Annotated in this window: 20 protein-coding genes and 1 pseudogene; 12 read left to right on the plus strand and 9 right to left on the minus strand. The window is 63.9% G+C overall.

What is annotated here, in order from left to right:
- Positions 1 to 36: 36 nt before the first annotated feature.
- The 4 genes from LOY45_RS21255 (at position 37) to LOY45_RS21270 (ending at position 5,182) form a co-directional block, all read left to right on the plus strand.
- The gene (locus LOY45_RS21255; protein ID WP_115085538.1) at positions 37 to 576 is read left to right on the plus strand and encodes an RNA polymerase sigma factor; all 540 of its coding nucleotides are present in this window, start codon (positions 37 to 39) and stop codon (positions 574 to 576) included.
- Positions 573 to 1,526, plus strand: coding sequence for a FecR family protein (locus LOY45_RS21260; RefSeq protein ID WP_115085537.1), 954 nt, complete (start codon positions 573 to 575; stop codon positions 1,524 to 1,526). The genes LOY45_RS21255 and LOY45_RS21260 overlap by 4 nt, the downstream gene beginning before the upstream one ends.
- A 114-nt stretch (positions 1,527 to 1,640) precedes the next feature.
- Positions 1,641 to 4,193 carry a TonB-dependent receptor gene (locus tag LOY45_RS21265; protein ID WP_420832729.1) on the plus strand — a complete coding sequence of 851 codons (2,553 nt, stop codon included), beginning with the start codon at positions 1,641 to 1,643 and terminating at the stop codon, positions 4,191 to 4,193.
- A gap of 95 nt (positions 4,194 to 4,288) precedes the next feature.
- Positions 4,289 to 5,182 (plus strand): DMT family transporter, encoded by an 894-nt coding sequence (locus LOY45_RS21270; protein WP_258578318.1) that lies wholly within the window; start codon positions 4,289 to 4,291, stop codon positions 5,180 to 5,182.
- Positions 5,183 to 5,283: 101 nt separating this feature from the next.
- Here the strand turns inward: LOY45_RS21270 and LOY45_RS21275 are convergent, their stop codons facing one another.
- From LOY45_RS21275 to LOY45_RS21290, 4 genes are all read right to left on the minus strand, one after another.
- Complete coding sequence (locus tag LOY45_RS21275) at positions 5,284 to 6,501, minus strand: class I SAM-dependent methyltransferase (RefSeq protein ID WP_134061499.1); 1,218 nt, start codon at positions 6,499 to 6,501, stop codon at positions 5,284 to 5,286.
- A 106-nt stretch (positions 6,502 to 6,607) separates the two neighbouring features.
- Positions 6,608 to 7,225, minus strand: coding sequence for a TPM domain-containing protein (locus tag LOY45_RS21280; RefSeq protein ID WP_115085534.1), 618 nt, complete (start codon positions 7,223 to 7,225; stop codon positions 6,608 to 6,610).
- 26 nt (positions 7,226 to 7,251) lie between these two features.
- Positions 7,252 to 7,989, minus strand: a complete 738-nt coding sequence (locus tag LOY45_RS21285; RefSeq protein ID WP_115085533.1) for a TPM domain-containing protein — start codon at positions 7,987 to 7,989, stop codon at positions 7,252 to 7,254.
- On the minus strand, positions 7,989 to 8,591 hold the full coding sequence (locus LOY45_RS21290; RefSeq protein ID WP_258578319.1) for a LemA family protein: 603 nt from the start codon (positions 8,589 to 8,591) through the stop codon (positions 7,989 to 7,991). Before LOY45_RS21290 ends, LOY45_RS21285 begins: the two co-directional genes overlap by 1 nt.
- A 175-nt stretch (positions 8,592 to 8,766) precedes the next feature.
- On the opposite strand from LOY45_RS21290, the gene bglX reads away from it, so the two are divergent.
- From bglX to LOY45_RS21320, 6 genes and pseudogenes are all read left to right on the plus strand, one after another.
- Positions 8,767 to 11,058, plus strand: coding sequence for a beta-glucosidase BglX (gene bglX, locus LOY45_RS21295; protein ID WP_115085531.1), 2,292 nt, complete (start codon positions 8,767 to 8,769; stop codon positions 11,056 to 11,058).
- 59 nt (positions 11,059 to 11,117) lie between these two features.
- Positions 11,118 to 12,875 (plus strand): ATP-binding protein, encoded by a 1,758-nt coding sequence (locus LOY45_RS21300; protein WP_115085530.1) that lies wholly within the window; start codon positions 11,118 to 11,120, stop codon positions 12,873 to 12,875.
- Positions 12,869 to 14,203, plus strand: a complete 1,335-nt coding sequence (locus LOY45_RS21305; RefSeq protein ID WP_258578320.1) for a sigma-54-dependent transcriptional regulator — start codon at positions 12,869 to 12,871, stop codon at positions 14,201 to 14,203. The genes LOY45_RS21300 and LOY45_RS21305 overlap by 7 nt, the downstream gene beginning before the upstream one ends.
- Before the next feature lie 185 nt (positions 14,204 to 14,388).
- Entirely contained in the window at positions 14,389 to 15,708 is a 1,320-nt protein-coding gene (locus tag LOY45_RS21310) for an MFS transporter (protein WP_258578321.1), read from the plus strand.
- Between the two features lie 314 nt (positions 15,709 to 16,022).
- Positions 16,023 to 16,229: pseudogene (locus LOY45_RS21315) on the plus strand (heme utilization protein); the annotation flags it as partial.
- Between the two features lie 116 nt (positions 16,230 to 16,345).
- Positions 16,346 to 16,957, plus strand: coding sequence for a flavin reductase family protein (locus LOY45_RS21320; RefSeq protein WP_115085526.1), 612 nt, complete (start codon positions 16,346 to 16,348; stop codon positions 16,955 to 16,957).
- 1 nt (position 16,958) lies between these two features.
- On the opposite strand, the gene LOY45_RS21325 is transcribed toward LOY45_RS21320, so the two are convergent.
- Both LOY45_RS21325 and LOY45_RS21330 read right to left on the minus strand, forming a co-directional pair.
- The gene (locus tag LOY45_RS21325; RefSeq protein ID WP_115085525.1) at positions 16,959 to 17,189 is read right to left on the minus strand and encodes a hypothetical protein; all 231 of its coding nucleotides are present in this window, start codon (positions 17,187 to 17,189) and stop codon (positions 16,959 to 16,961) included.
- Positions 17,190 to 17,227: 38 nt separating this feature from the next.
- On the minus strand, positions 17,228 to 17,536 hold the full coding sequence (locus LOY45_RS21330) for an antibiotic biosynthesis monooxygenase family protein (RefSeq protein ID WP_115085524.1): 309 nt from the start codon (positions 17,534 to 17,536) through the stop codon (positions 17,228 to 17,230).
- A 203-nt stretch (positions 17,537 to 17,739) separates the two neighbouring features.
- On the opposite strand from LOY45_RS21330, the gene LOY45_RS21335 reads away from it, so the two are divergent.
- Complete coding sequence (locus LOY45_RS21335) at positions 17,740 to 18,669, plus strand: AraC family transcriptional regulator (RefSeq protein WP_258578322.1); 930 nt, start codon at positions 17,740 to 17,742, stop codon at positions 18,667 to 18,669.
- Between the two features lie 101 nt (positions 18,670 to 18,770).
- Here the strand turns inward: LOY45_RS21335 and LOY45_RS21340 are convergent, their stop codons facing one another.
- Positions 18,771 to 20,204, minus strand: coding sequence for an aldehyde dehydrogenase family protein (locus LOY45_RS21340; protein ID WP_258578323.1), 1,434 nt, complete (start codon positions 20,202 to 20,204; stop codon positions 18,771 to 18,773).
- The gene (locus tag LOY45_RS21345) at positions 20,201 to 21,838 is read right to left on the minus strand and encodes a 5-guanidino-2-oxopentanoate decarboxylase (RefSeq protein ID WP_258578324.1); all 1,638 of its coding nucleotides are present in this window, start codon (positions 21,836 to 21,838) and stop codon (positions 20,201 to 20,203) included. Before LOY45_RS21345 ends, LOY45_RS21340 begins: the two co-directional genes overlap by 4 nt.
- A 113-nt stretch (positions 21,839 to 21,951) precedes the next feature.
- On the opposite strand from LOY45_RS21345, the gene LOY45_RS21350 reads away from it, so the two are divergent.
- Positions 21,952 to 22,833: a LysR substrate-binding domain-containing protein gene (locus LOY45_RS21350; protein WP_115085519.1), complete on the plus strand. Its 882-nt coding sequence runs from the start codon at positions 21,952 to 21,954 to the stop codon at positions 22,831 to 22,833.
- On the opposite strand, the gene LOY45_RS21355 is transcribed toward LOY45_RS21350, so the two are convergent.
- On the minus strand, positions 22,827 to 23,441 hold the full coding sequence (locus LOY45_RS21355; RefSeq protein WP_115085518.1) for an NAD(P)-dependent oxidoreductase: 615 nt from the start codon (positions 23,439 to 23,441) through the stop codon (positions 22,827 to 22,829). The two genes, LOY45_RS21350 and LOY45_RS21355, sit on opposite strands and share 7 nt — an antisense overlap.
- Between the last annotated feature and the right edge of the window lie 4 nt (positions 23,442 to 23,445).

The following is a 23,445-nucleotide window of genomic DNA, read 5'->3' on the forward strand; positions in this document are numbered from 1 at the left end:
GCAACCTTTCTCTCCGGTCCGTCCTGGAAAGCTTGCATGCCGCGCCCCAAACCCGACCCTTTTGCCCACGAAACCTGTCGCGGGTTCTATGCCGATATCCTGCATTTTCTGCGTAAGCGCATGGACAATGCCAACGATGCGGCAGACATGACCCAGGACGTGTTCACCCAGTGGCTGGGCTATCGCGACCGGGCGCGGGTCGAGCAACCGCGGGCGTTCCTGTTCCAGATGGCGCGCAACCTGCTCAGTGACCACTGGCGCCGGCAGAAGGTGCGCCACAGCGTGCTCGACGAAGACGCCCAGGCCAGCGAACAGACACCGGCCGGCACCGCCAGCGACCCGCTGAAGCATGCCCAGCAGCAACAACGCCTGGAACAATTGAAACTTGTCCTCGCTGAACTCTCGCCGCGCCGCCGCGAAGCCCTTATGCTGCACCGCTTCGAAGGTTTGACGCAGGCGCAGATCAGCGCGCGCATGGGCATTTCCGTGAGCATGGTGGAAAAGCACATCGCCGCGGCCCTGCTGCATTGCAAGCAACGCCTGGACAGTGACAACGGCATGGAGCAGCCAGAATGACCCCCACTCCTGAAATCGATAAGCGCAGCATCGATGCCCAGGCGGCCAGCTGGTTTACCCGTAACCGCAACGACAGCTCGCGTGAATCGCGCAAAGCCTTCGCCCAGTGGCTGCAGCACCCCGAGCACGCCCGCGCCTATGCCCAGTTCGAACAACTCTGGGACGACCTGGCCGCGCTCAAGAGCCTGAACAAACCGGTCGTCCTGCCCAGCCGCAAACCGCTGCGCTGGCGCCCGGCACTGGCCGTGGCCGCCGGGCTGGTCTGCGCCGTACTGGCCGCCAACCTCGGCCTGCCGAGCCGCCATCATCAGCAACAGCTGGCCGTACAGAGCGAACACCCACAGCACCTGGCCCTGCCCGATGGCAGCCAGCTGGATGTCAACGCCCGCACCCGCCTGAGCCTGAACTTCGACAACGAGCGCCGGCTGATTCGCCTCGACCAGGGCCAGCTGTACATCGAAGTGGCTGCCGACAAGGAACGCCCGCTGTTCGTCGATGCCGGCAATGCCCGGGTACGGGTGGTCGGCACCGGCTTTGACCTGCGCCGCGGCCAGCAGGAGCTGGTGGTCAGCGTCGCCCACGGTCAGGTGGCCCTGGAAACCCCGGGCGAGAATCGCCCGCCGGTGCTGTTGAGCGCCGGCCAGCGCGCCGTCTATGACCTGGCCCGCGGCAGCCTCAACGTGCAGAACCTGAGCGCTCGGGAGGTGGCCGACTGGCGCAGTGGTCATGTGAGTTTTCGCAACCGCGAACTGGCCAGCCTGATCGACGAACTGGCACTGTACCGCTCGGCACCGGTGCTGCTCGCTGATCCAGCTTTGGGCCGCTACAAGGTCTCCGGCAACCTCGACGTCAACGACCCCGATGCCTTGCTCAATGCCCTGCCGGCGCTGCTGCCGATCAAGGCTGTGAACCTCGCCGACGGCCGAGTGCGGATTGAACGCAAACCGTAAATTGAGAATATTTTTCATTCGCATGTGAGGGTTTTCCGCAGCCCTGCGTCTTCCTCCCGTCTGCGTAATCACTGCAGGCCTTTTCTGGCCTTTGTTGCCGTATTGGGGGGTTTCATCTTGCGTGCGTTTGCTCCTTTCAAGCCGTTGTCTGTTCGTCCTTCACTGCTGGCCGCGTGCCTGGCCCTGAGCCTGCAGGCCCAGGCCGCGCCGCTGCAACTGAACCTGCCGGCGCAGCCGCTGGCGGCGTCGCTGAGCCAGCTGGCGCAGCAGGCCAAGCTGCAGTTGCTGTTTGACGAATCCTTGCTCAACAGCGTCCAGGCCCCAGCCTTGCAAGGTGCTTACGAACCGCTCGAGGCGATCAGCCAGTTGCTGCACAACAGCCGCTTTGCCCTGGTCAAGGTCGGCAATACCTATGTGGTGCGCCTGCGCGAAGACGACGCCACCGCTGACAACAGCATCCAGCTCGGCGCGGTGAGCGTGGTAGGTGACGGTCAGCAGGTCGACCCGAGCACCGTCGGCCGCTCGACCCTGACCCAGGAAGACATCGACCGCTACCAGCCGAGCAACATCCCCAGCGTGCTGGCGACCCTGCCCGGGGTGAACATGGGCGGCTCGGCCAAGCCTGGCGGCCAGACCATCAACATCTGGGGCCTGGGCGACGCCGAAGACGTGCCGATGACCGTCGATGGCGCGACCAAGAGCGGCTTCGAGCGCTACCAGCAAGGCACCATCTTCATCGAGCCGGAACTGATCAAGAACATCGAGGTGGAAAAGGGCCCGCACTCGATCTACACCGGCAACGGCGGCTTCGGCGGCAGCGTCAACATGACCACCAAGGACGCCCCCGACCTGCTCCAGGAGGGGCGCAACAGCGGCGCCATGCTCAAGTATGGTTACGCCAGCAACGACCACCAGCAGGTCTACAGCTCGGCGCTGTTCGGCCGCACCGACGATGGCCGCATGGACGCCCTGGTGTACCTGACCAAGCGCGACGGCGACGACATGAAGCTGGCCGGCACCCTGCCCGACCCGGAAGGCCGTTACCCGGTCAACCCCCAGCGCCTGCCCAACAGTGCCCTGGACCTGGACGGCGCGCTGCTCAAGGCCAACCTGCACTTCAACGACGAACACAGCCTCGGGTTCTCCTGGTCGCGCTCGGAAAGTGAACGCTGGGCACCGTTCTCCTCCACCGCCTACCCGACGCCGCCGACCCAGTCGGACATCAACCGGTTCGGCTACAAGGATGCCCTCAAACGCTTCCTGGCCAACCGCACGACCACCGACACCACCTGGTCGACCACTTACAAGTACCAGCCGGTGAACAATCCGCTGATCGACCTGCAGGTCAAGTACTCCGAGTCCGACACCAAGCAGACCGACGAGCGTGATGCCACGGCGTTCTTCCAGCCGTCCACCGGCGGGCGCAAGATGGACACCGAGTACCAGGACCAGATGCTCGACGTGCGCAACACCAGCCTGTTCGCCACCGGCCCGCTGGAGCACGCCTTCACCAGCGGCTTGCAGATCCGTCACCACGACCGTGACACACAGATGTGGATGCCCGGCAAAAGCTACGAGATTCCCAAATACAACAACGGCCATTACCAGCCGTACTTCATGCCCAGCGGCACCGTCGACAGCCAGGGCTATTTCATCCAGGACGCCATCACCCTCGGCGACGTGACCATCACCCCGTCGCTGCGCTACGACCACGTCGCCAACAAGGGCAAGCCGAACCAGGCGCCGTACTACACCGTTGCCGAAAACGGCCACGACTACAGCGAGAAGACCTACACCGGCTGGTCGCCGCGCCTGTCGCTGTTCTGGAAAGCCACCGCCAACACCGCCTTCTTTGCCGACTACAGCAAAACCTGGCGCGCGCCGGTGCTGGATGAACAGTACGAAGTCCAGGGGATCGGCAGCCGCACCGCCAGCAGCCGCAACCTCGACCCGGAACGCATCACCGCCCTGCGCGCCGGTAACGTTACCGACTTTGCCAACGTCTTCACTGCCGACGACAGCATGCAGATCCGCACCACGCTGTTTCGCAATGAAATCAAGGACGAGATCTTCAAGGCCACCGGCATCGGCTGCGAAGCTCAGCTGGCCAAGGGCGAAAGCATCTCCGATGCCTGCGGTAAAGGCTTGATGTCCAATTACCGTAACCTCAAGGGCGTGACCATCAAGGGCTTCGAGGTCGAAAGCTTCTACGACTCGACCTACCTGTTCGGTTCGGTGTCCTACTCGTGGATGACCGGCCGCCATGAAGGTGCCTACACCAACCCCTGGGGGCCGGACGTCTGGGCCAAGGACATTCCGGCACCGAAGTGGATCACCACCCTGGGAGTTAAGATCCCCAGCTGGGACGCCAAGGTCGGCTGGCAGGCGCAGTTCGTGCGCAAGACCGACCGCCTGCCGAGCGACAAGTACCGCGAAGGCCCGGCCAGTTCCCTGGGTGACCGCTACTACGACCACTATGCCAACGACGACTATCAGCTGCACGGCCTGTTCGCCAACTGGAAGCCGCAGCAGCCTTACCTCAAAGGCACCGAGGTCAACCTGACGGTGGATAACCTGTTCAACAAGGACTACCGCTCCGAGCTCAGCGGCGAATACGCCTACAGCCAGGGCCGGAACGCCAAGGTCAGCATCACCCGCTTCTTCTGAGGCAACTGTACGGATGAACTTGTTAGCAACTGTAACAAGATCATCCGTCCCGCCTGTGGCTCAATGAAGGCACTTCTCTGCCACAGGCGCTCTGTATGTCCAGCCGCGAAAACACCGGGATGGTCCTTGGCCTTCTCGGTGTGATTATTTTCAGCCTGACCCTGCCCATGACCCGCATCGTCGTGCAGGAACTGCACCCTTTGCTCAACGGCCTGGGCCGTGCGTTGCTGGCGGCGATTCCGGCGGCGGCGCTGCTGCTCTGGCGCCGGGAAAAATGGCCGACCTGGACGCAGATCAAAGGCCTGAGCCTGGTGGCGCTGGGGGTGATCCTGGGGTTTCCGGTGTTCTCGGCCTGGGCCATGCAAAGCGTGCCGGCGTCCCACGGTGCGTTGGTCAATGGCCTGCAGCCGTTATGCGTGGCGGTGTACGCCGCCTGGCTGTCCCACGAGCGACCGTCGAAAGCCTTCTGGGCCTGCGCCGCCCTGGGCAGCGCGCTGGTGCTGGCCTACGCGATGATCATGGGCGCCGGGCAGATCCAGGCCGGCGACCTGCTGATGCTGGCGGCGATTGCCGTGGGCGGCCTGGGCTATGCCGAAGGTGGCCGGCTGGCGCGGGAAATGGGCGGCTGGCAGGTGATCTGCTGGGCGCTGGTGCTGTCGGCGCCGCTGTTGCTCGGGCCGGTGGTGTACCTGGCTTTGCAGCATCAGGGACCGGTGAGTGCAAAAACCTGGTGGGCCTTTGGCTATGTGTCGTTGTTCTCGCAGTTCATCGGCTTCTTTGCCTGGTACGCCGGGCTGGCCCTGGGTGGCATTGCCCGGGTAAGCCAGATTCAGTTGCTGCAGATTTTCTTCACCATCGCCTTTTCGGCGCTGTTCTTTGGCGAACAGGTCGAGCCGACTACCTGGGTGTTTGCCGCCGGGGTGATTGCGACGGTGGTGCTGGGGCGCAAGACGCGGGTGCATTCTGCGCCGGTGCGGGGCCTGGGCTGACACTATCGCCGGCAAACGCCGGCTCCCACAGTGGATCTGCGTGCTCCGACCCTGTGGGGGCTGGCTTGCCAGCGATCGAGCGCGCAGCGGTCGCAAAGTCTTCAGGCAGGGATCAAGCCATCGGCCCGCAACAAGGTCTCCAGGCAATGCTCCTTGACCCCATAGAAGTCCTTGAGCTGCTGGATCTTCTCCAGCAACGCTGACGCCTCAACCGGCGCCTGACGCTTGACCGCCAGGATCATCTTGTTCTTGTTGGTGTGCTCCAACGAAATGAACTCGAAGACCTTGGTCTCGTAGCCGCAGGCTTCCAGGTACAACGCGCGCAAGCTGTCAGTGAGCATTTCAGCCTGCTGGCCCAGGTGCAATCCGTACTGCAGCATTGGCTTGAGCAAGCCCGGGCTGTGCAGCTGCGGGCGAATCTGCTTGTGGCAGCACGGCGAGCACATGATGATCGCCGCGCCGCAACGAATACCGGTGTGGATCGCGTAATCAGTGGCGATATCACAGGCATGCAATGCAATCATCACCTCGATGGCGCTGGGCACCACGCTGCGCACATCACCGCATTCGAACACCAGGCCCGGATGCTCCAGACGCGAGGCCGCGGCGTTGCACAGCTCGACCATGTCCGGGCGCAGCTCGACGCCGGTAACCTGCGCCTCGCGCTGCAGGGTATTGCGCAGGTAGTCGTGGATGGCAAAGGTCAGGTAACCCTTGCCCGAACCAAAATCGGCCACTCGCAACGGCTGCTCGGCGGCTAGCGGCGCCGAGTTCAGGGCGTGGGAAAACACTTCAATGAACTTGTTGATCTGCTTCCACTTGCGCGACATGGCCGGGATCAGCGCCTGCTGCTTGTCGGTCACGCCCAGGTCCTGCAGGAACGGCCGGCTCAGTTCCAGGTAGCGCTTCTTCTCCCGGTCGTGCTCACCAGCCGGCGCCTGGCGCTCTTGTTGCACAGCGCTGCGATGGAGCATCGGCTTGCCCTTCTTGCTGAACTCCAGCTGCGCTTCGTCGCTGAGGCTGAGCAGGTGGGCGTTGCGAAACGAGGCCGGAAGCAACTCGGCCACCAGCGCCAGCGCTTCATCGTTGCCCAGGTTGCGGGTGATGTCGCGGGTCTTGTAGCGGTAGACGAACGACACGCAGGCCTGGCCCTTGACCGTCAGCGGCTTGGCAATGATGCGCTGCAGGGTTTCTTCGTTGCCGACATGGCGCGCCAGCACCAGCTTGATCAGGGCGTTCTGTTCCAGGCTGGTGGCGAGCAGGCTCAGAAACTGCGCACGCGCATCCGGCGCGGCCTGGGCGGTGGGGGAATCGGACATCGGGAAAAGGTGCCTCGGGTTGCGGAGGGGGCGCAGGTAGGCGCAGTGCCGGGAATTTTACGTGGATGCGCTTGCCCTGCACAGCATTTGTCGATGGGCGCCGCCGCTAGCCCAGCACCACCAGGCGATTGGGCAACTCGTTGCGCTCGTGGGTCAGCGGCACATGGGTACGCAGCAGTTCGCCGCAAGCCTCGATACAGCTGACAAAGCCCTGCAACGTCTGGCCCTGGCGCACCTGTTCGGTAAAGCGCTTGACGATGACATCCCAGACCTTGTTGTCCAGATGCCGGGATATGCCTTCATCGACGAGGATTTCGACATAGCGCTCGGCCTCGCTGACAAAGATCAGCATGCCGGTGCCGCCCACGGTGTGGTGCAGGTTCTGCTCCAGAAACTGCCGCCGGGCCAGGTTCGCCGCACGCCAGTGGCGCACCGAGCGCGGAATCAAGCGAGTGGTCAGCGACGGAATGCGAAACAGCAGACACAAGGCGATGAAGGTCAGCCACTGCACGATCAGCAAGCTGTGCACACTCATCCAGCCGCTGAGGTAATGGACGATGCCCGGCACCACCAGAGCCAGGAGGCTGGCCCACAGCAAGGGGATATAGGCGTAGTCGTCGGCGCGGCTGGCCAGCACCGTGACCAGTTCGGCATCGGTGTGACGCTCGACCCGTGCAATGGCTTCAGCGACCTGGCGCTGCTGTTGTTCAGTAAGCAATGTCATGCGTTGCGCTACTCGTTATTGATCATTTACCAGCCACCCGACGATCCACCACCGCCGAAGCTGCCCCCGCCACCGCTGAAGCCCCCTCCGCCGCCACCGCCACCAAAACCACCGCCGCCGTAGCCACCGCCGAAACCACCCCCCATGCCGCCGCGCCCGCTACCACCAAGGCCCAGGGACTGCAGGGCGAACACCACGACGATCAGCAGGATGAACAGGCCAATGCCCCAGGCCGGCGCACCGTCTTCGGTCTCGCCGCCCAGCGCCCGCGAGGGCTCGGCCAACGGGTTGCCGCCCAGCACCTGGAGAATCGCCGCGGTGCCCTGGACGATGCCCTGGCTGTACTCGCCACGGCGAAACGCCGGGGTGATGATGCGATTGATGATCACCGAGGACTGCGCATCCGTCAGGCGTTCTTCCAGGCCGTAGCCGACTTCGATGCGCAGCTTGCGTTCCTGAGGGGCGACGATCAACAGCGCGCCGTTGTCCTTGCCCTTCTGGCCGATGCCCCAGTGGCGGCCGAGCTGATAGCCGTAGTCTTCGATGCTCTGCCCCTGCAAATCCGCCAGGGTCACCACCACGACCTGCTCGCCAGTACCCTGTTCATGGGCCTTGAGCATGCTGTCGAGCTGGCTGCGGCTGGCACCGTCGAGCAGGCCGGCATTGTCCACCACCCGCCCGCTCAGCGCCGGGAAACTCAACTCGGCACGCAGCGGTGTGGCAAACAGCAGCGCCAGCAGCAGCGCGAGCTTGAACAGACGCATCAGAATTTCACTTCAGGCGCTTTTTCGGCATCGGCGCTGGTGGCCTCGAAGTTTTCCCGGATCGGCAGGTCGCTGTACATCACGCTGTGCCACAGCCGCCCGGGGAAGGTGCGGATCTCGGTGTTGTAGCGCTGCACGGCGGCAATGAAATCCTTGCGCGCGACGGCGATGCGGTTCTCGGTACCTTCAAGCTGCGACTGCAGGGCGAGGAAGTTCTGATTGGATTTAAGGTCCGGGTAACGCTCGGACACCACCATCAGGCGACTCAGGGCCCCGGTCAGCTGCGACTGGGCCTGCTGGAACTGGCGCAACTTCTCGGGATCGTCCAGGGTGCTGGCATCGACCTGGATCGAGGTCGCCTTGGCCCGGGCTTCTATGACCGCGGTCAGGGTTTCCTGCTCTTGCTTGGCGTAGCCTTTGACCGTTTCGACCAGATTGGGAATCAGGTCGGCGCGGCGCTGGCACTGGTTCTGCACCTGGGCCCAGGCCGCTTTTACCTGCTCGTCATAGTTGGGGATGTTGTTGATCCCGCAACCGGCCAGCAAGCTGGCAAGCATCAGCAGCAGCCACAGTCGTACGCCCTTGAAATGAATTACCTGCATGTTGCTACGCTCCTTGATCGCCGTGATTCACCGGACTTGAGGCATAATCCGTCGTCGCCGCTGGATCGGGATCGCCCAATCAGCTAAAAGATGCCCCAGCAAACTACAACAATAGCCGCTTCCCCAACTTCGGCTGGGCAGTATCGACCTGCCGCAAGCCTTGAGAACAGAATTCATGAACAAGCTGTGTTTGCTGGGTCTGGTTGTCAGCCTGGCCAGTCACTCGGCCTTTGCCGACACCTCTGCCGCCCCGCTGCAGGACAAACAGGCGTTCATCGCCGACCTGATCAAGCAGATGACCCTGGATGAAAAGATCGGCCAGTTGCGCCTGATCAGCATCGGCCCGGAAATGCCCCGTGAAATGATCCGCAAGGAAATCGCCGCCGGGCGCATCGGCGGTACCTTCAACTCGATCACCCGCGCGGAAAACCGGCCGATGCAGGATGCCGCCGCCAAGAGCCGGCTGAAGATCCCGATGTTCTTCGCCTACGACGTGATCCACGGCCACCGCACGATCTTCCCGATCAGCCTGGGCCTGGCCGCCAGCTGGGACATGGACGCAATCGCCAAGGTCGGCCAGGTGTCCGCCCTTGAAGCCGCCTCCGACGGCATCGACATGACCTTCGCGCCGATGGTCGATATCGCCCGCGATCCGCGTTGGGGCCGCACCAGTGAAGGCTTTGGCGAAGACACCTACCTGGTCTCGCGCATTTCCAGAGTGATGGTTGAATCCTTCCAGGGCCAGAGCCCGGCCGAAGCCACCAGCCTGATGGCCGCGGTCAAGCACTTCGCCCTGTACGGCGCAGTGGAAGGCGGCCGCGACTACAACACGGTCGACATGAGCCCGAGCAAGATGTTCAACGACTACCTGCCGCCCTACCGCGCCGCCATCGATGCCGGCGCCGGCGGGGTGATGGTTGCGCTGAACTCGATCAACGGCGTGCCGGCCACCTCCAACACCTGGTTGATGAACGACCTGCTGCGCAAGGACTGGGGCTTCAAGGGCGTGACCGTCAGCGACCACGGCGCGATCACCGAGCTGGTGCGCCACGGCGTTGCCCGCGATGGCCGCGAAGCCGCCAAGCTTGCAATCAAGGCCGGCATCGACCTGAGCATGAACGACTCGCTGTACGGCGAAGAGCTGGCCAGCCTGCTCAAGGCCGGTGAAATCGACCAGGCCGACATCGACAACGCCGTGCGCGAAGTACTCGGTGCCAAGTACGACATGGGCCTGTTCGAAGACCCGTACCGGCGCATCGGCAAGGCCAGCGACGATCCGGCCGACACCTATGCCGACAGCCGCCTGCACCGCGCCGAAGCACGCGACGTGGCCCGCCGCAGCCTGGTCCTGCTGGAAAACCGCCAGCAGACCCTGCCGTTGAAAAAAGCCGGCACCATCGCCCTGGTCGGCCCGCTGGCCGATGCCCCGATCGACATGATGGGCAGTTGGGCCGCCGCCGGCCGCCCGCACCAGTCGATCACCGTGCGCGAAGGCATGCGCCAGGTCCTCGGTGACAAGGCCAAGGTGATCTACGCCAAAGGCTCCAACGTCACCCACGACAAGGCCATCCTCGATTACCTGAACTTCCTCAACTTCGATGCCCCGGAAATCGTCGACGACCCACGCCCTGCCGCAGTGCTGATCGACGAAGCGGTCAAGGCTGCCAAGCAGTCCGACGTGGTCGTGGCCGTGGTTGGCGAGTCTCGTGGCATGTCCCACGAATCCTCCAGCCGCACCACCCTGGAAATCCCGGCGGCCCAGCGCGAGCTGATCAAGGCCCTGAAAGCCACCGGCAAACCGCTGGTGCTGGTGCTGATGAACGGCCGGCCGCTGTCGCTGGCCTGGGAACGCGAGCAGGCCGATGCCATCCTGGAAACCTGGTTCAGCGGCACCGAAGGCGGCAACGCCATTGCCGATGTGCTGTTCGGCGACTACAACCCGTCGGGCAAGCTGGCCATCACCTTCCCGCGCTCGGTCGGGCAGATCCCGATGTACTACAACCACCTGAGCATCGGCCGCCCGTTCACCCCGGGCAAACCAGGCAACTACACCTCGCAGTACTTCGAAGAGCCGAACGGCCCGCTGTACCCCTTCGGCTACGGCCTGAGCTACAGCGACTTCAGCCTCTCGAACCTGAGCCTGTCGAGCAAGACGGTGAAACAGGGCCAGGATCTCGAAGCCAGCATCGTGGTCAAGAACACCGGCAAGCGTGACGGCGAAACCGTGGTGCAGCTGTACCTGCAGGATGTGACCGCGTCCATGAGTCGTCCGGTCAAGGAACTGAAGAACTTCCAGAAAGTCATGCTCAAGGCTGGTGAAGAACGCACCCTGCGCTTCACCATCAAGGCCGACGACCTGAAGTTCTACAACGGCCAGTTGCAATGGGCTGCCGAGCCGGGTGAGTTCCGGGTCCAGGTCGGCCTCGATTCGCAGGCCGTGCAACAACAGAGCTTCGAGCTGCTGTAAAACGTTGCCATGCTCCAAGGGAAGGCCAGGAGGCCTTCCCCACTGCCGGGACTTGCACCATGCCTTCTTCCTTTCGCGCCCTGCGTCTGGGCCTGATTCTGTTCTTCATCCTCGCCGGCACCTTGCTGACCGCGGGCTGGGCCATGCACCACGCCAAGCGCCAGTCGATGGTCGAGGATGCCCGCCGGGCCAGTGAGCAGTTGGGGCTGTATGCCAACTCGCTGCACACCCTGATCGAACGTTACCGCGCCCTGCCGGCGGTGCTGGCCCTCGACCCGGAACTGATCAGCGCCTTGCGCGGCCCGGTTGCAGGCCCGGTGCAGGATGCCCTGAACCGCAAGCTGGAGCGCATCAACGGTGCGGCCAATTCCTCGACCCTCGAGCTGCTCGACCGCACCGGCCTGGCCGTGGCCGCCAGCAACTGGCGCCTGCCCAGCACCTATGTCGGCTCCAACTATGGCTTCCGGCCATATTTCAAACAGACCCGTAGCCAGGGCAGCGGCCGCTTCTATGCGGTGGGTGTGACCAGCGGCGTGCCGGGCTATTTTTTGTCCAGTGCCGTGCAGGATGAAAACAGCCGCTTCCTCGGTGCCATGGTGGTCAAGCTGGAGTTCCCCGAGCTTGAGCGCGAATGGCGCCAGGGCAGCGATATCCTCCTGGTCAGCGACGCCCGCGGGATCATCTTCATCGCCAACCAGGACGGCTGGCGCTACCGCGAACTGCAAGCGCTGACCAGCGCCGACCGCGCGGAACTGGCCGCCACCCGCCAGTACGACAAGCAACCGCTGGTGCCGCTACAGCACCATATCCTCAGCAGCTTTGACGCCAACAGCCACCTGATGCGCGTGCAGGGCCCCGAGGGCAATACCGACTACCTGTGGGAAAGCCTGCCGCTGGAAGCCGAGGGCTGGACCCTGCACCTGCTGCGCAAGCCGCAGGTCAGCGAAGATGGCCGCAACGCCGCGCTGGCTGCCGCTGCGGTCTGGCTGAGCCTGGTGTTCGCCCTGCTGTTCATCAGCCAGCGCCTGCGCCTGGCCCGCCTGCGCCAACGCAGCCGCGAAGAACTCGAACGCCTGGTCGAAGCCCGCACCCGCGACTTGCGCACCGCCCAGGAGGGCCTGGTGCAATCGGCCAAGCTGGCGGCGCTTGGGCAGATGTCGGCGGCGCTGGCCCACGAGATCAACCAGCCGCTGACCACCCAGCGCATGCAGCTGGCAACCCTGCGCCTGCTGCTCGATAACCAACGCCTGGATGAAGCACGCCAGGCCCTGGAGCCGCTGGAGCAGATGCTCACGCGCATGGCGGCCCTCACCGGGCACCTGAAAACCTTCGCCCGCAACAGCCCCAGCGGCCTGCGCGAACGCCTGGACCTGGCCACCGTGGTTGACCAGGCGCTGCAATTGCTCGATGCGCGCATCCGCGCCGAAGACGTCAGCGTCGCCCTGTACCTGGCCCGCCCGGCCTGGGTGCGCGGCGATGCGATACGCCTTGAGCAGGTGCTGATCAACCTGCTGCGCAACGCCCTGGATGCCATGGCCGAAAAGAGCTACAAACGCCTTGAGGTGCGCATCGATGCCGAACGGGACCACTGGCGCCTGAGCGTGCTCGACAGCGGCGGCGGTATTCCCGTCGAGCACCTGGCCAGTGTCTTCGACCCGTTCTTCACCACCAAGCCGGTGGGCGAAGGCTTGGGCCTGGGCCTGGCGATTTCCTATGGCATCATTCACGAAGCCGGCGGCCGCCTGCAGGTCGACAACCAACCCGGCGGCGCCCGTTTCAGCCTGACCTTGCCTATGGACCCGGAACCCGCATGTTGAATTCAGTGATGGTCGTCGACGATGAAGCCAGCATCCGCACCGCCGTAGAGCAATGGCTGAGCCTGTCCGGCTTCAATGTGCAGCTGTTCAGCCGTGCCGAAGACTGCCTCCAGCAACTGCCCGGGCACTTCCCCGGGGTGGTCCTCAGTGATGTGCGCATGCCCGGCATGGACGGCCTGCAATTGCTCGAACAGCTGCAGGCCAGCGATGCCGACCTGCCGGTGATCCTGCTCACCGGCCATGGCGATGTGCCGATGGCGGTCGAGGCCATGCGCAATGGCGCCTACGACTTTCTTGAAAAGCCCTTCAGCCCCGAAGCCCTGCTCGGCAGCCTGCGCCGCGCCCTGGAAAAACGCCAGCTGGTGCTGGAGAACCGCCGCCTGCATGAACAGGCCGATTTGAAGGTACGCCTGGAGGCGGATCTGCTGGGCGTGTCCCAGGGCATGCAGCAGTTGCGCAAGCAGGTCCTGGACCTCGCCAGCCTGCCGGTCAACGTGCTGATTCGCGGCGAAACCGGCAGCGGCAAGGAGCAGGTCGCGCGCTGCCTGCATGAGTTTGGCCCGCGCGCCGGCAAGCCCTTTGTCGCTCTCAACTGCGCGGCGATCCCCGAGCAATTGTTCGAGGCCGAGTTGTTCGGCCATGAAAGCGGCGCCTTCACCGGCGCCCAGGGCAAGCGTATCGGCAAACTCGAATATGCCAATGGCGGCACGGTGTTCCTCGATGAAATCGAAAGCATGCCACTGGCCCAGCAGGCCAAGCTGCTGCGCGTGTTGCAGGAGCAGAAGCTCGAACGCCTGGGCGCCAACCAGAGCATCAGCGTCGACCTGCGGATCATCGCCGCGACCAAACCCGACCTGCTCGAAGAAGCCCGGGCCGGCCGCTTTCGCGAAGACCTGGCGTATCGCCTGAACGTCGCCGAATTGCGCCTGGCGCCGTTGCGCGACCGGCGCGAAGACATCCCGCTGCTGTTCAACCACTTTGCCCGCCTGGCCGCCGAGCGCGTTGGCCGTAGCACGCCGGTACTCAGTGGCGCGCACCTGGGCAAGCTGCTCGGTCACGACTGGCCGGGCAACGTTCGTGAACTGGCCAACGCCGCCGAACGTCATGCCCTGGGGCTGGGCGAGCCGGCGGCAGCAGAAATCGAAGCCGGGCAATCGCTGGCCGCCCAGCAGGAAGCCTTCGAAGCCCAGTGCCTGCGCGCCGCCCTCAGCCGCCACAAGGGCGAGATCAAGGCGGTGATGGAAGAGCTGCAACTGCCGCGGCGCACCCTCAACGAAAAAATGCAGCGCCACGGCCTGCTGCGTGAAGATTTTCTCGGCCCTGCTTGATCGACACAGCTGATCGCCATAAGCGGATTTTCGCCTACCCACTCGTTTGGATAGGCGGATTTCCGCTCATCACACCCGTACAACCCTTCTAGACCGGGCCTCCAGCACCTGGCACAGCTTCTGCTATAGCCCTGGCAGGCTGCGTTTCGACGCGCTCCACAAAAACAACTATGAAGGTCCCTTCGATGGATAACTCCAGCACTCTGCCCGCCGGGGCGGCCGTTGCGCCCGCCGCGGAAAAAACCACCCGCAGCCGACTCAAGTCGATTTTCAGCGGCTCGATCGGCAACATGGTCGAATGGTACGACTGGTACGTTTACGCCGCGTTCTCCCTGTACTTCGCCAAAGCCTTCTTCCCCGCTGGCGACACCACCGCCCAACTGCTCAACACCGCCGCGATCTTCGCCGTGGGCTTCCTGATGCGCCCGATCGGCGGCTGGCTGATGGGTATCTACGCCGACCGCAAGGGCCGCAAGGCCGCGCTGATGGCTTCGGTATTGCTGATGTGCGCAGGCTCGCTGGTCATCGCCCTGACCCCGGGTTATGAAACCATCGGCGTCGCCGCGCCGGTGCTGCTGGTCATCGCGCGTCTGATGCAAGGCCTCTCGGTGGGCGGCGAGTACGGCACTTCCGCCACCTACCTCAGCGAGATGGCCACCAAGGAACGCCGTGGCTTCTTCTCCAGCTTCCAGTACGTGACGCTGATTTCCGGCCAGCTCATCGCCCTGGCGGTGCTGATCATCCTGCAGCAGACCCTGACCACCGAGCAGCTGTATGCCTGGGGCTGGCGTGTGCCTTTCGTGATCGGCGCCCTGTGTGCGGTGGTCGCCCTGTACCTGCGCCGTGGCATGGAAGAAACCGCCTCCTTCACCAAGAAGGAAAAGTCCAAGGAAAGCCTGATGCGCACCCTGATGCGCCATCCGAAGGAGCTGGCCACCGTGGTCGGCCTGACCATGGGCGGTACCCTGGCCTTCTACACCTACACCACCTACATGCAGAAGTACCTGGTGAACACGGTGGGCATGAGCATCAGCGACTCGACCACCATTTCGGCGGCCACCCTGTTCCTGTTCATGTGCCTGCAGCCAGTCATCGGCAGCCTTTCCGACAAGATCGGCCGGCGTCCGATCCTGATCGCCTTCGGCGTGCTCGGCACGCTGTGCACCGTACCGATCCTCACCACCCTGCACACCATCCAGACCTGGTGGGGCGCGTTCTTCCTGATCATGGCGGCGCTGATCATCGTCAGCGGCTACACCTCGATCAACGCGGTGGTCAAAGCCGAGCTGTTCCCCACCGAAATCCGCGCCCTGGGCGTTGGCCTGCCGTACGCCCTGACCGTGTCGATCTTCGGCGGTACCGCTGAATACGTGGCGCTGTGGTTCAAGAGCATCGGCATGGAGACCGGCTACTACTGGTACGTGACCGCCTGTATCGCCTGCTCGTTGCTGGTGTATGTGTTCATGAAGGACACCCGCAAGCATTCGCGGATCACCACTGACTGATCCCAGTCATCGGCAGAAAAAAGGGGGCATCCGCCAGCGGATTGCCCCCTTTTTTGTTTATGGCGCTTTAACCCGCAATTAATCCCACACCCTCAATCTTCACTCATAGCGTAGACCGCATCGCCTGCATCGCTGGCAAGGCCAGCTCCCACAGGTCCGTGCATGGCCTTGCTGGCGATGAGGGCGAACTGCCGTCAAATACATCTACTTTTTAAATTCTTATACGTTATTTTTTGCACTTTTTAATCAATTTTATCGGCGTAGCATTACACCCATAGAAACAAACAACCCCTCACCACCTCGGAGCAACGACCATGAAAAGCAAACTGATCCTGACCCTGGCCTTCTCGGTACTGGCTGCCAACGCCTTCGCCGAAGACGGCTTCGACCGTACCAACGCCCACAACTTCAACGCCGTGCCAACCCAGCCGGCCACTTATGTAGAAGACGGTTTCGATCGCACTGGCGGCGCCAAATTCGCTGAAGACGGTTTCGATCGCACCCAGGCCCACCGCATCAGCTAAGCCCTGATGTGACGCAGTCAGCCCGGCCTCGGCCGGGCTTAGTCATTTTCAGCAAGGCCAAGCCTTGGCACACTAGGCGCTTACTCACAGGGAAGGCCCTCGGGCCAGCGCAGATGTATTACTACGAACCGGCAAAAGGCCACGGCCTGCCCCACGATCCGTTCAATGCCATCGTCGGCCCACGCCCGATTGGCTGGATTTCTTCCCAGGACGCCGAAGGTCGCCTGAACCTTGCGCCCTACAGCTTCTTCAACGCCTTCAACTACATTCCACCGATCGTCGGTTTCGCCAGCGTCGGGCGCAAAGACAGCCTGAACAACATCGAGCAGACGGGCGAATTCGCCTGGAACCTGGCCACCCGGCCGTTGGCCGAGGCGATGAACCAGAGCTGCGCCGCGGTTGCACCGCAAGTTGACGAGTTCGCCCTGAGTGGGCTGACCCCGGTGGCGTCCAGGGTGATTGCCGTGCCGCGGGTGCAAGAAAGCCCGGTGTCATTCGAGTGCAAGGTCACCCAGATCATCCAGCTGCAACGTGCTGACCAGGCGCTGGTGCCAAGCTGGCTGGTTCTGGGTGAAGTGGTGGCGGTGCATATCGCCGAGCATCTGCTCAAGGACGGCATCTACGATACCGCTGCAGGCCAGCCGATCCTGCGGGGTGGCGGCCCGGCGGATTACTTCGAACTGGGCAACCTGTTCAAGATGGCCCGCCCGCAGGTCAACGGCTGAGTTACCAGACCAGTTCGGCGTCGTCATCGACGCCCTGCAGGCGCTCAAGTTCGGCGCAGGCCGCTTCGTCAGCAGCCAGGGCAGTCTGGAAACGCTGCCCTTCAAGGACCTTATGAAAGCGCGGTGCGCCACTGGCACCCAGGCCTTTGACGGCGATGGCGGCGTTATAACCGTCGTCGCCACGTACAGCTGCCGATACGGCTTCGAACCGTGAAAATTCTTTACGTGCCATGTGCTTCAAATCCACATCAATTACCTGAAGCCGGCATTCTAACCTGCGCAAGGCGAGCCGAAGGTATGCAGGTCGAGGCTGTCGACCACCCGCGCCTGCACCAGCTCGCCAAACAACTCAAGGGTCGGTGAAGCGAAGTAGCCGCTCATCGATTGCTGATCGCGCCAGAAGCCGCTGAGCAGCCACAGGTCGGCATCGGCCTGGGAGCGTTGCAGGCTGAACTTCAGGCAGCCGGGGGCCTGACGCGACGGCTCCAGCAGGTCACGCAGGCGCTCGCCCAGTTCCTCTGAGCGACCGCTGCTGGCGCGGATAAATGCAAGGTGGGTGACCGAATGTACCGAGGTCATGAGCGTTTCTCCATGTGCAGCCAGATGAAATTGCCAGGCTGCACAGGTTAGGCCTCCCGCCCGCGCGGCGGTTAGGCAATTCCTGTCGAGCGCTTGCCTGATCCTGCGCACCTTGCAGGATCAGGCAAGCGGGCGGCAGCTTTCGACTAGCGCCGTGGCTTGCACAAACCTATCCTGCAGTCGTTCTCCCTGGAATCGCCCCCATGTCTGCTATTGAGCCCGACCGCCTGATCCTCGACCCCGCCCTGGAACAACAGCGCCAGGAGCTGGCCGCACTCATCCAACGCCATGCGCCACGCCAGGCTGGCGTCGAGTCGGCGGTTGAGGACCTGTTTCTGGTGCGCTACGAAGAAAGCGTGCGCTCCATGCCGGCCCTGGCAGAGCCTGCACTGTGCATCCTGGCTCATGGCAGCAAGGAGGTGTGCCTGGGCGACGAGCACTACAGGTACGACCCGCTGCATTACATGGTGGTGTCGGTGGCATTGCCGATCAGCGGCGTGCTGCTGGAGGCCAGCCCGGAAAACCCCAGCCTGGGTGTGCGCCTGAACATTGATCCGGCGCAGATCAACAACCTGTTGGCCGATGCCGGCCCCCTCGGTGTGCCGGCTTTGCCGTCGGGCCGTGGGCTGTATGTGGAGCGTACCGATCCGCTGTTGCTCGATGCCCTGCTGCGCCTGATTCGCTTGCTCGATTCGCCGAAGGACATCCCGATTCTCGCACCGTTGATCCAGCGCGAGATTCTCTATCGGTTGCTACGCGGCCCGCAGGGTTACCGGCTGTATGAAATTGCCATGGCCAACAGCCAGACCCACCGCGTGTGCCAGGCCATTGAATGGCTCAACCAGCATTTTCATCGGCCATTGCGTATCGATGACCTGGCGCGCGAAGTCAACCTCAGTACCTCGACCTTGCATCACCGCTTCAAGGCGGTGACCTCCATGAGCCCGTTGCAGTACCAGAAGCAGCTGCGCCTGCAGGAAGCGCGGCGGCTGATGCTCAATGACGGGCTTGAGGCGGCGGTGGCAGGCTATCGGGTGGGCTATGAAAGCCCGTCGCAGTTCAGCCGCGAGTACAGCCGCTTGTATGGGGCGCCGCCGGTTAGGGACCTGGCCAGGTTGCGCAGTGCGCTCTAGATTGCTATCGCCGGCAACGCCAACTCCCACAGTGAGAAGTGCAAGCTGATAACCCTGTGGGAGCCGGCGTTGCCGGCGATGGAGCGCGCAGCGGTCCGCTTTTACACCGCCCTGACGACGTGCTTGATCTCCTGAAAGGCACTCAAGCCCCAAGGCCCCAGCTCCCGACCCAGGCTGCTCTGCTTGTACCCACCCCAGGCCGTCTGCGGGAAGATCATCTGCGGTGCGTTAATCCACACCAGCCCCGCCTGCAAGGCGTTGGCTACCCGCTCGGCAGCCGGCAAATCACGGCTGAGCACACTGGCCACCAGGCCGAACTCGGTGTCATTGGCCAGCGCCAGCGCCTCGGCTTCAGTGGCAAACGAACGCACGCACAGCACCGGACCGAAGATCTCCTCACACCACAAGGCGCTGTCCAGCGGTACATCGGTGAACACCGTGGGGCTGACGAAGTAGCCGCAAGGCAGCTGCGCCGGCCGTGAACCGCCACAGAGCAACCGGGCACCGGATTGCACACCCGCCGCAATATGCGCCTGTACCCGCTGGTACTGGGTCTGATTGACCAACGGCCCCATTTCGCTTTCGCCGCTGAACGGCTCGCCCACGCGGATCGCTTCGGCGCGGGCCTTCACTGCCTCGATAAACGCAGGGTACAGGGCTTCGGCCACCAGCACCCGACTGGTGGCCGAACACATCTGCCCGGCATTGAAGAAACCACCCAGGCAAGCCAGCTCCACCGCAAGTTCCAGGTCGGCGTCCTCCAGCACCAGCAACGGCGATTTGCCGCCCAGTTCCAGGCTCACACCCTTGACCGTCTCCGCCGCCCGCTGCATTACCTGCACACCCACCGCATTGCTGCCGGTGAAGGAAATCTTGGCAATACGCGGATCGGCCGCCAAGGGCGCGCCCACCGCCAGCCCGGTACCGCAGACCAGGTTGAACACCCCATCCGGCAGCCCCGCTTCGGCGATGATCGCCGCCAGTTCCAGCTCGGCCAGCGGGGTGACTTCCGAAGGCTTGAGCACCACGCAGCAGCCTGCCGCCAGTGCCGGCGCCAGCTTCCAGGCGGTGGTGACCATGGGGAAGTTCCATGGCACGATCAAACCGACCACACCGCACGGTTCACGCCGTACCCGGGCGACAAAATCTTCGCTGGGCAGGGTCACCGAGCGGTCACGCCCGAGGTTGTCCGCCAACTCCGCGTAATAGCGAAAGGTCGCGACGACATCATCGACATCGATGTGGGCTTCAACCAGCGGCTTGCCGTTGTTGCTGGCTTGCAGCTGTACCAAGCGCTCGCGGCGCGCCTCGACACCCTCGGCAATAGCCCGCAAGATGGCCGCGCGGGTCGGCCCGCTGGATGTAGACCATTCAACAAATGCCGCTCGGGCCGCCAGCGTTGCCCGCTCGACCGCCGCAGCGTCGCCACCGGCAACTTCGGCCAGTACCTGCTCGTTGCTCGGGTTGATCACCGTCAGCGCCTGGGGGCCATGCTGCCAGACGCCTGCGATATAGATACCAGGCAGCTTGATCATGCTGGCACCGCCTGCATCCAGGTGGCCTGGTCGATTTCGATCAGGCTCGGGCCTTTGCGATCGCAGGCCTGACGCAATGCTTCGCGCAGCTGGGCGACGTCGCCCACAGACTCGGCGCTGCAGCCCAGGGCCTTGGCCACGCCAATAAAATCAGGGGTGTAGATATCGACGCCGACCGGCTCGATGGCGCGGTTGACCATGTAGCGCTTGATCTCTTCATAGCCCTGGTTGTTCCACAGCAGCACGATCAGCGGCACCTGCGCCTCGCGGGCACTGGCCAGTTCCGGCAGGGTGAACTGCAAGCCGCCGTCGCCGATCAGGCACACCACCGGCGCGCGATCGGCCACCGCTTCGGCGCTGCCCAGCCAGGCGCCCATGGCTGCCGGCAGCGCGTAACCCAGGGTGCCGTAGCCAGTCGAGGCGTTGAACCAGCGCCGCGGTTGGTCCATGTCCAGGGTCAGGTTGCCGGTGTACACCGGCTGGGTCGAGTCACCGACCAGCACTGCGCCCGACAGGGTTTCGAGAATGGTATTGAGCATACGCGTCTGGCTGCGCATCGGCAGGTCGCGGTCAGCCTCCAGCACTGCACGCAAGCGGGCGGCACGGGCCGCGCCCCACTCGGCGCCGCGCACCGGTGCCGGTTGCTCGGCCAGGGCGACCAGCAAGGCCTGGGTAGCGAGGGTCGAATCCGCGACCAGGGCGACCTTCGGCGGGTAGTTGCGCACGGTCTGGTCGGGGTCGATATCGATGCGCAGCAGCTCACCGGGGATCTCGAAACCACCCTTGAAGGTCACGTCGTAGTCGGTCTCGGCAAGCTCGGTACCGATCGCCAGCACCACATCGGCTTCGGCGACCAGGGCACGGGTGGCCACCAGCGACTGGGTCGAGCCGATCTGCAGCGGGTGGCTCGCCGGCAGAACGCCCTTGGCGTTGATGGTCAGGACCACCGGCGCCTGCAGGTATTCTGCCAGGCGGGTCAGCGCCGCGCTGGCATCGATGGCACCACCGCCGGCGAGGATCAGCGGCCGCCGGGCTGCCGCGAGCATGGCGGCCATTTGTGCAACCGGCGCAGGCGCGGCGCCAGCGCGGGCGATACGCACCGGGGCACAGGCCAGCAGGTGATCGGCGTCTTCGACCAGCACATCCAGTGGAATCTCGATATGCACCGGGCGCGGCCGCGCGCCATCGAACACGGCAAAGGCGCGGGCCAGTACCGACGGCAGGTCATCGGCGCTCATCAGCGTGTGGGAAAACGCCGCCACGCCTGCCACCAGATTGCCCTGCGCCGGCAGCTCATGCAGCTTGCCGCGCCCGCCGCCCAACTGGTCACGCGACTGCACGCTGGAAATCACCAGCATCGGAATCGAGTCAGCGTAGGCCTGGCCCATGGCGGTGGTGATATTGGTCATGCCCGGGCCGGTGATGATGAAGCACACGCCCGGCTTGCCGCGGGTACGCGCGTAGCCGTCAGCCATGAAGCCGGCGCCTTGCTCGTGGCGCGGGGTGATGTGCCGGATGCGCGAGCTTGCCAGCCCGCGATAGAGTTCCACGGTATGCACGCCGGGAATTCCAAAGACATGGTCTACGCCATAGCCTTCAAGGAGTTTGACCAGTACTTCGCCGCAAGTCGCCATGATCGTCTGCCTGTCATTGTTCGGGAAACAGGCTGTATTGGACCGCCCGACGGCTACCTGCACAATGCAAAAAAGCTCATACTAGCCATGTCCTAAGATCATGGCTCAAGCCGATGAAACGCCTGCCTCCACTGCCTGCCCTGCACACCTTTCTGGTCACTGCCCAGTGCTGCAACTTCACCCGCGCCGCACAACTGCTGCACATCACTCAGGGCGCGGTGAGCCGTCAGATTGCCGGCCTTGAAGAGCACCTGGGTTATCCGCTGTTCCTGCGCCAGGCCCGTGGCCTGAGCCTGACTCGCGAAGGCCAGGACTGGCTGCCGCGGGTGCAGCAGGTGTTCGCCCTGATCGAGGAAGGGGTGCAGCAAGTAGGCGCGCGCAGCACCACCTTGCAGCTCAAGGCCCCGACCTGCGTGATGCGCTGGCTGCTGCCGCGCCTGATGGAATGGCAAGCGTTGCGCCCGGACGTGCCTGTGGAGCTGACCACTACGGTGCAGCACGGGGTGGATTTTCGTCGGGAAGTGTTCGATGCGGCGGTGGTCTATGGCGCCCGGCCCAACCATGGCCTGCAGACCCAGAAACTGTTCGATGAACAACTGACGCCGGTGTGCGCGCCGCAACTGCTGAGCGGCGCCCTGCCCTTGCAGCAGATCGCCGACCTTGATCAGCACATGCTCCTGCACCCGACCCGCGACCAGCGCGACTGGAATGCCTGGCTCGATGCCGCCGGGGCGAGCCTGCCCCGGCAAGGCAAGGGCCAGCATTTCGAAACCCTGGACATGGCCATGTCGATGGCCTCCCAGGGTACCGGTGTGGCCATCGGCGACTGGTCGCTGATCGGCGATGACCTCAAGTGCGGGCGGCTGGTAACGCCGTTCCCGCTCAAGGTCAGCACCGGCCAGGCCTATTACCTGGTGCGGCCGCAAGGGTCGGCTTCAGCCGCGTTGCAGGAACTGCTCGCCTGGTTGTGCGAGCAGGCCCAGGCCCCTCAATAACCGACAGTGAAGCGCTGCCGCGAGTGCGCCGGCGTTTCCACTTCATCGAGCATGGCGATAGCGTAGTCGGCAAAGCTGATCCAGCTCTTGCCCTTGTCACCGATCAGCAGGTGATCCTTGCCCAGCTTGTAAGCGCCGCTGCGGGCACCTTCGACGAATTCGGCCGAAGGGGACAGGAAGGTCCAGTCCAGGTCCTTTTCCTGACGCAGGGTGTCGAGGTAGTGACCACCGGCGGTTGCTTCAGCCTTGTAGGCCTCGGGGAAATCCGGGCTGTCGATGACCTTGTGCCCCGACGGCAGCAGCAGGCTGCCCGCCCCGCCCACCACCAGCAGGCGCTTGACCCCGGCGCGCTTCACCGGCTCGATGATGGCCTGCGGTTTGATACTGGAAAAGTGCGCGGCGCTGAGCACTACGTCGTGCCCTGCCACTGCCTGTTCCAGGGCGGCGGCATCGCTGACGTCCAGCGCCACGGCGTTGATCCCGGCGCGCCCCTGCAGTTTCGAAGTGTCACGGGCAATGGCGGTAACGCTATGACCCCGACGCAGGGCCTCTTCCAGCAACTGGCTGCCAGCACGGCCGGTAGCACCGATGATTGCGATCTTGCTCATGGGA

The organism is Pseudomonas wadenswilerensis (assembly GCF_024749185.1).
GTDB lineage: Bacteria > Pseudomonadota > Gammaproteobacteria > Pseudomonadales > Pseudomonadaceae > Aquipseudomonas > Aquipseudomonas wadenswilerensis.

Excerpts from the sequence above, each read along its gene's own strand:
- LOY45_RS21255 (WP_115085538.1), top strand. The coding sequence starts at position 37 with ATGCCGCGCCCCAAACCCGACCCTTTTGCCCACGAAACCTGTCGCGGG.
- LOY45_RS21260 (WP_115085537.1), top strand. The coding sequence starts at position 573 with ATGACCCCCACTCCTGAAATCGATAAGCGCAGCATCGATGCCCAGGCG.
- LOY45_RS21270 (WP_258578318.1), top strand. The coding sequence starts at position 4,289 with ATGTCCAGCCGCGAAAACACCGGGATGGTCCTTGGCCTTCTCGGTGTG.
- LOY45_RS21275 (WP_134061499.1), bottom strand. The coding sequence starts at position 6,501 with ATGTCCGATTCCCCCACCGCCCAGGCCGCGCCGGATGCGCGTGCGCAG.
- LOY45_RS21280 (WP_115085534.1), bottom strand. The coding sequence starts at position 7,225 with ATGACATTGCTTACTGAACAACAGCAGCGCCAGGTCGCTGAAGCCATT.
- LOY45_RS21285 (WP_115085533.1), bottom strand. The coding sequence starts at position 7,989 with ATGCGTCTGTTCAAGCTCGCGCTGCTGCTGGCGCTGCTGTTTGCCACA.
- LOY45_RS21290 (WP_258578319.1), bottom strand. The coding sequence starts at position 8,591 with ATGCAGGTAATTCATTTCAAGGGCGTACGACTGTGGCTGCTGCTGATG.
- bglX (WP_115085531.1), top strand. The coding sequence starts at position 8,767 with ATGAACAAGCTGTGTTTGCTGGGTCTGGTTGTCAGCCTGGCCAGTCAC.
- LOY45_RS21300 (WP_115085530.1), top strand. The coding sequence starts at position 11,118 with ATGCCTTCTTCCTTTCGCGCCCTGCGTCTGGGCCTGATTCTGTTCTTC.
- LOY45_RS21305 (WP_258578320.1), top strand. The coding sequence starts at position 12,869 with ATGTTGAATTCAGTGATGGTCGTCGACGATGAAGCCAGCATCCGCACC.
- LOY45_RS21310 (WP_258578321.1), top strand. The coding sequence starts at position 14,389 with ATGGATAACTCCAGCACTCTGCCCGCCGGGGCGGCCGTTGCGCCCGCC.
- LOY45_RS21320 (WP_115085526.1), top strand. The coding sequence starts at position 16,346 with ATGTATTACTACGAACCGGCAAAAGGCCACGGCCTGCCCCACGATCCG.
- LOY45_RS21325 (WP_115085525.1), bottom strand. The coding sequence starts at position 17,189 with ATGGCACGTAAAGAATTTTCACGGTTCGAAGCCGTATCGGCAGCTGTA.
- LOY45_RS21330 (WP_115085524.1), bottom strand. The coding sequence starts at position 17,536 with ATGACCTCGGTACATTCGGTCACCCACCTTGCATTTATCCGCGCCAGC.
- LOY45_RS21335 (WP_258578322.1), top strand. The coding sequence starts at position 17,740 with ATGTCTGCTATTGAGCCCGACCGCCTGATCCTCGACCCCGCCCTGGAA.
- LOY45_RS21340 (WP_258578323.1), bottom strand. The coding sequence starts at position 20,204 with ATGATCAAGCTGCCTGGTATCTATATCGCAGGCGTCTGGCAGCATGGC.
- LOY45_RS21345 (WP_258578324.1), bottom strand. The coding sequence starts at position 21,838 with ATGGCGACTTGCGGCGAAGTACTGGTCAAACTCCTTGAAGGCTATGGC.
- LOY45_RS21350 (WP_115085519.1), top strand. The coding sequence starts at position 21,952 with ATGAAACGCCTGCCTCCACTGCCTGCCCTGCACACCTTTCTGGTCACT.
- LOY45_RS21355 (WP_115085518.1), bottom strand. The coding sequence starts at position 23,441 with ATGAGCAAGATCGCAATCATCGGTGCTACCGGCCGTGCTGGCAGCCAG.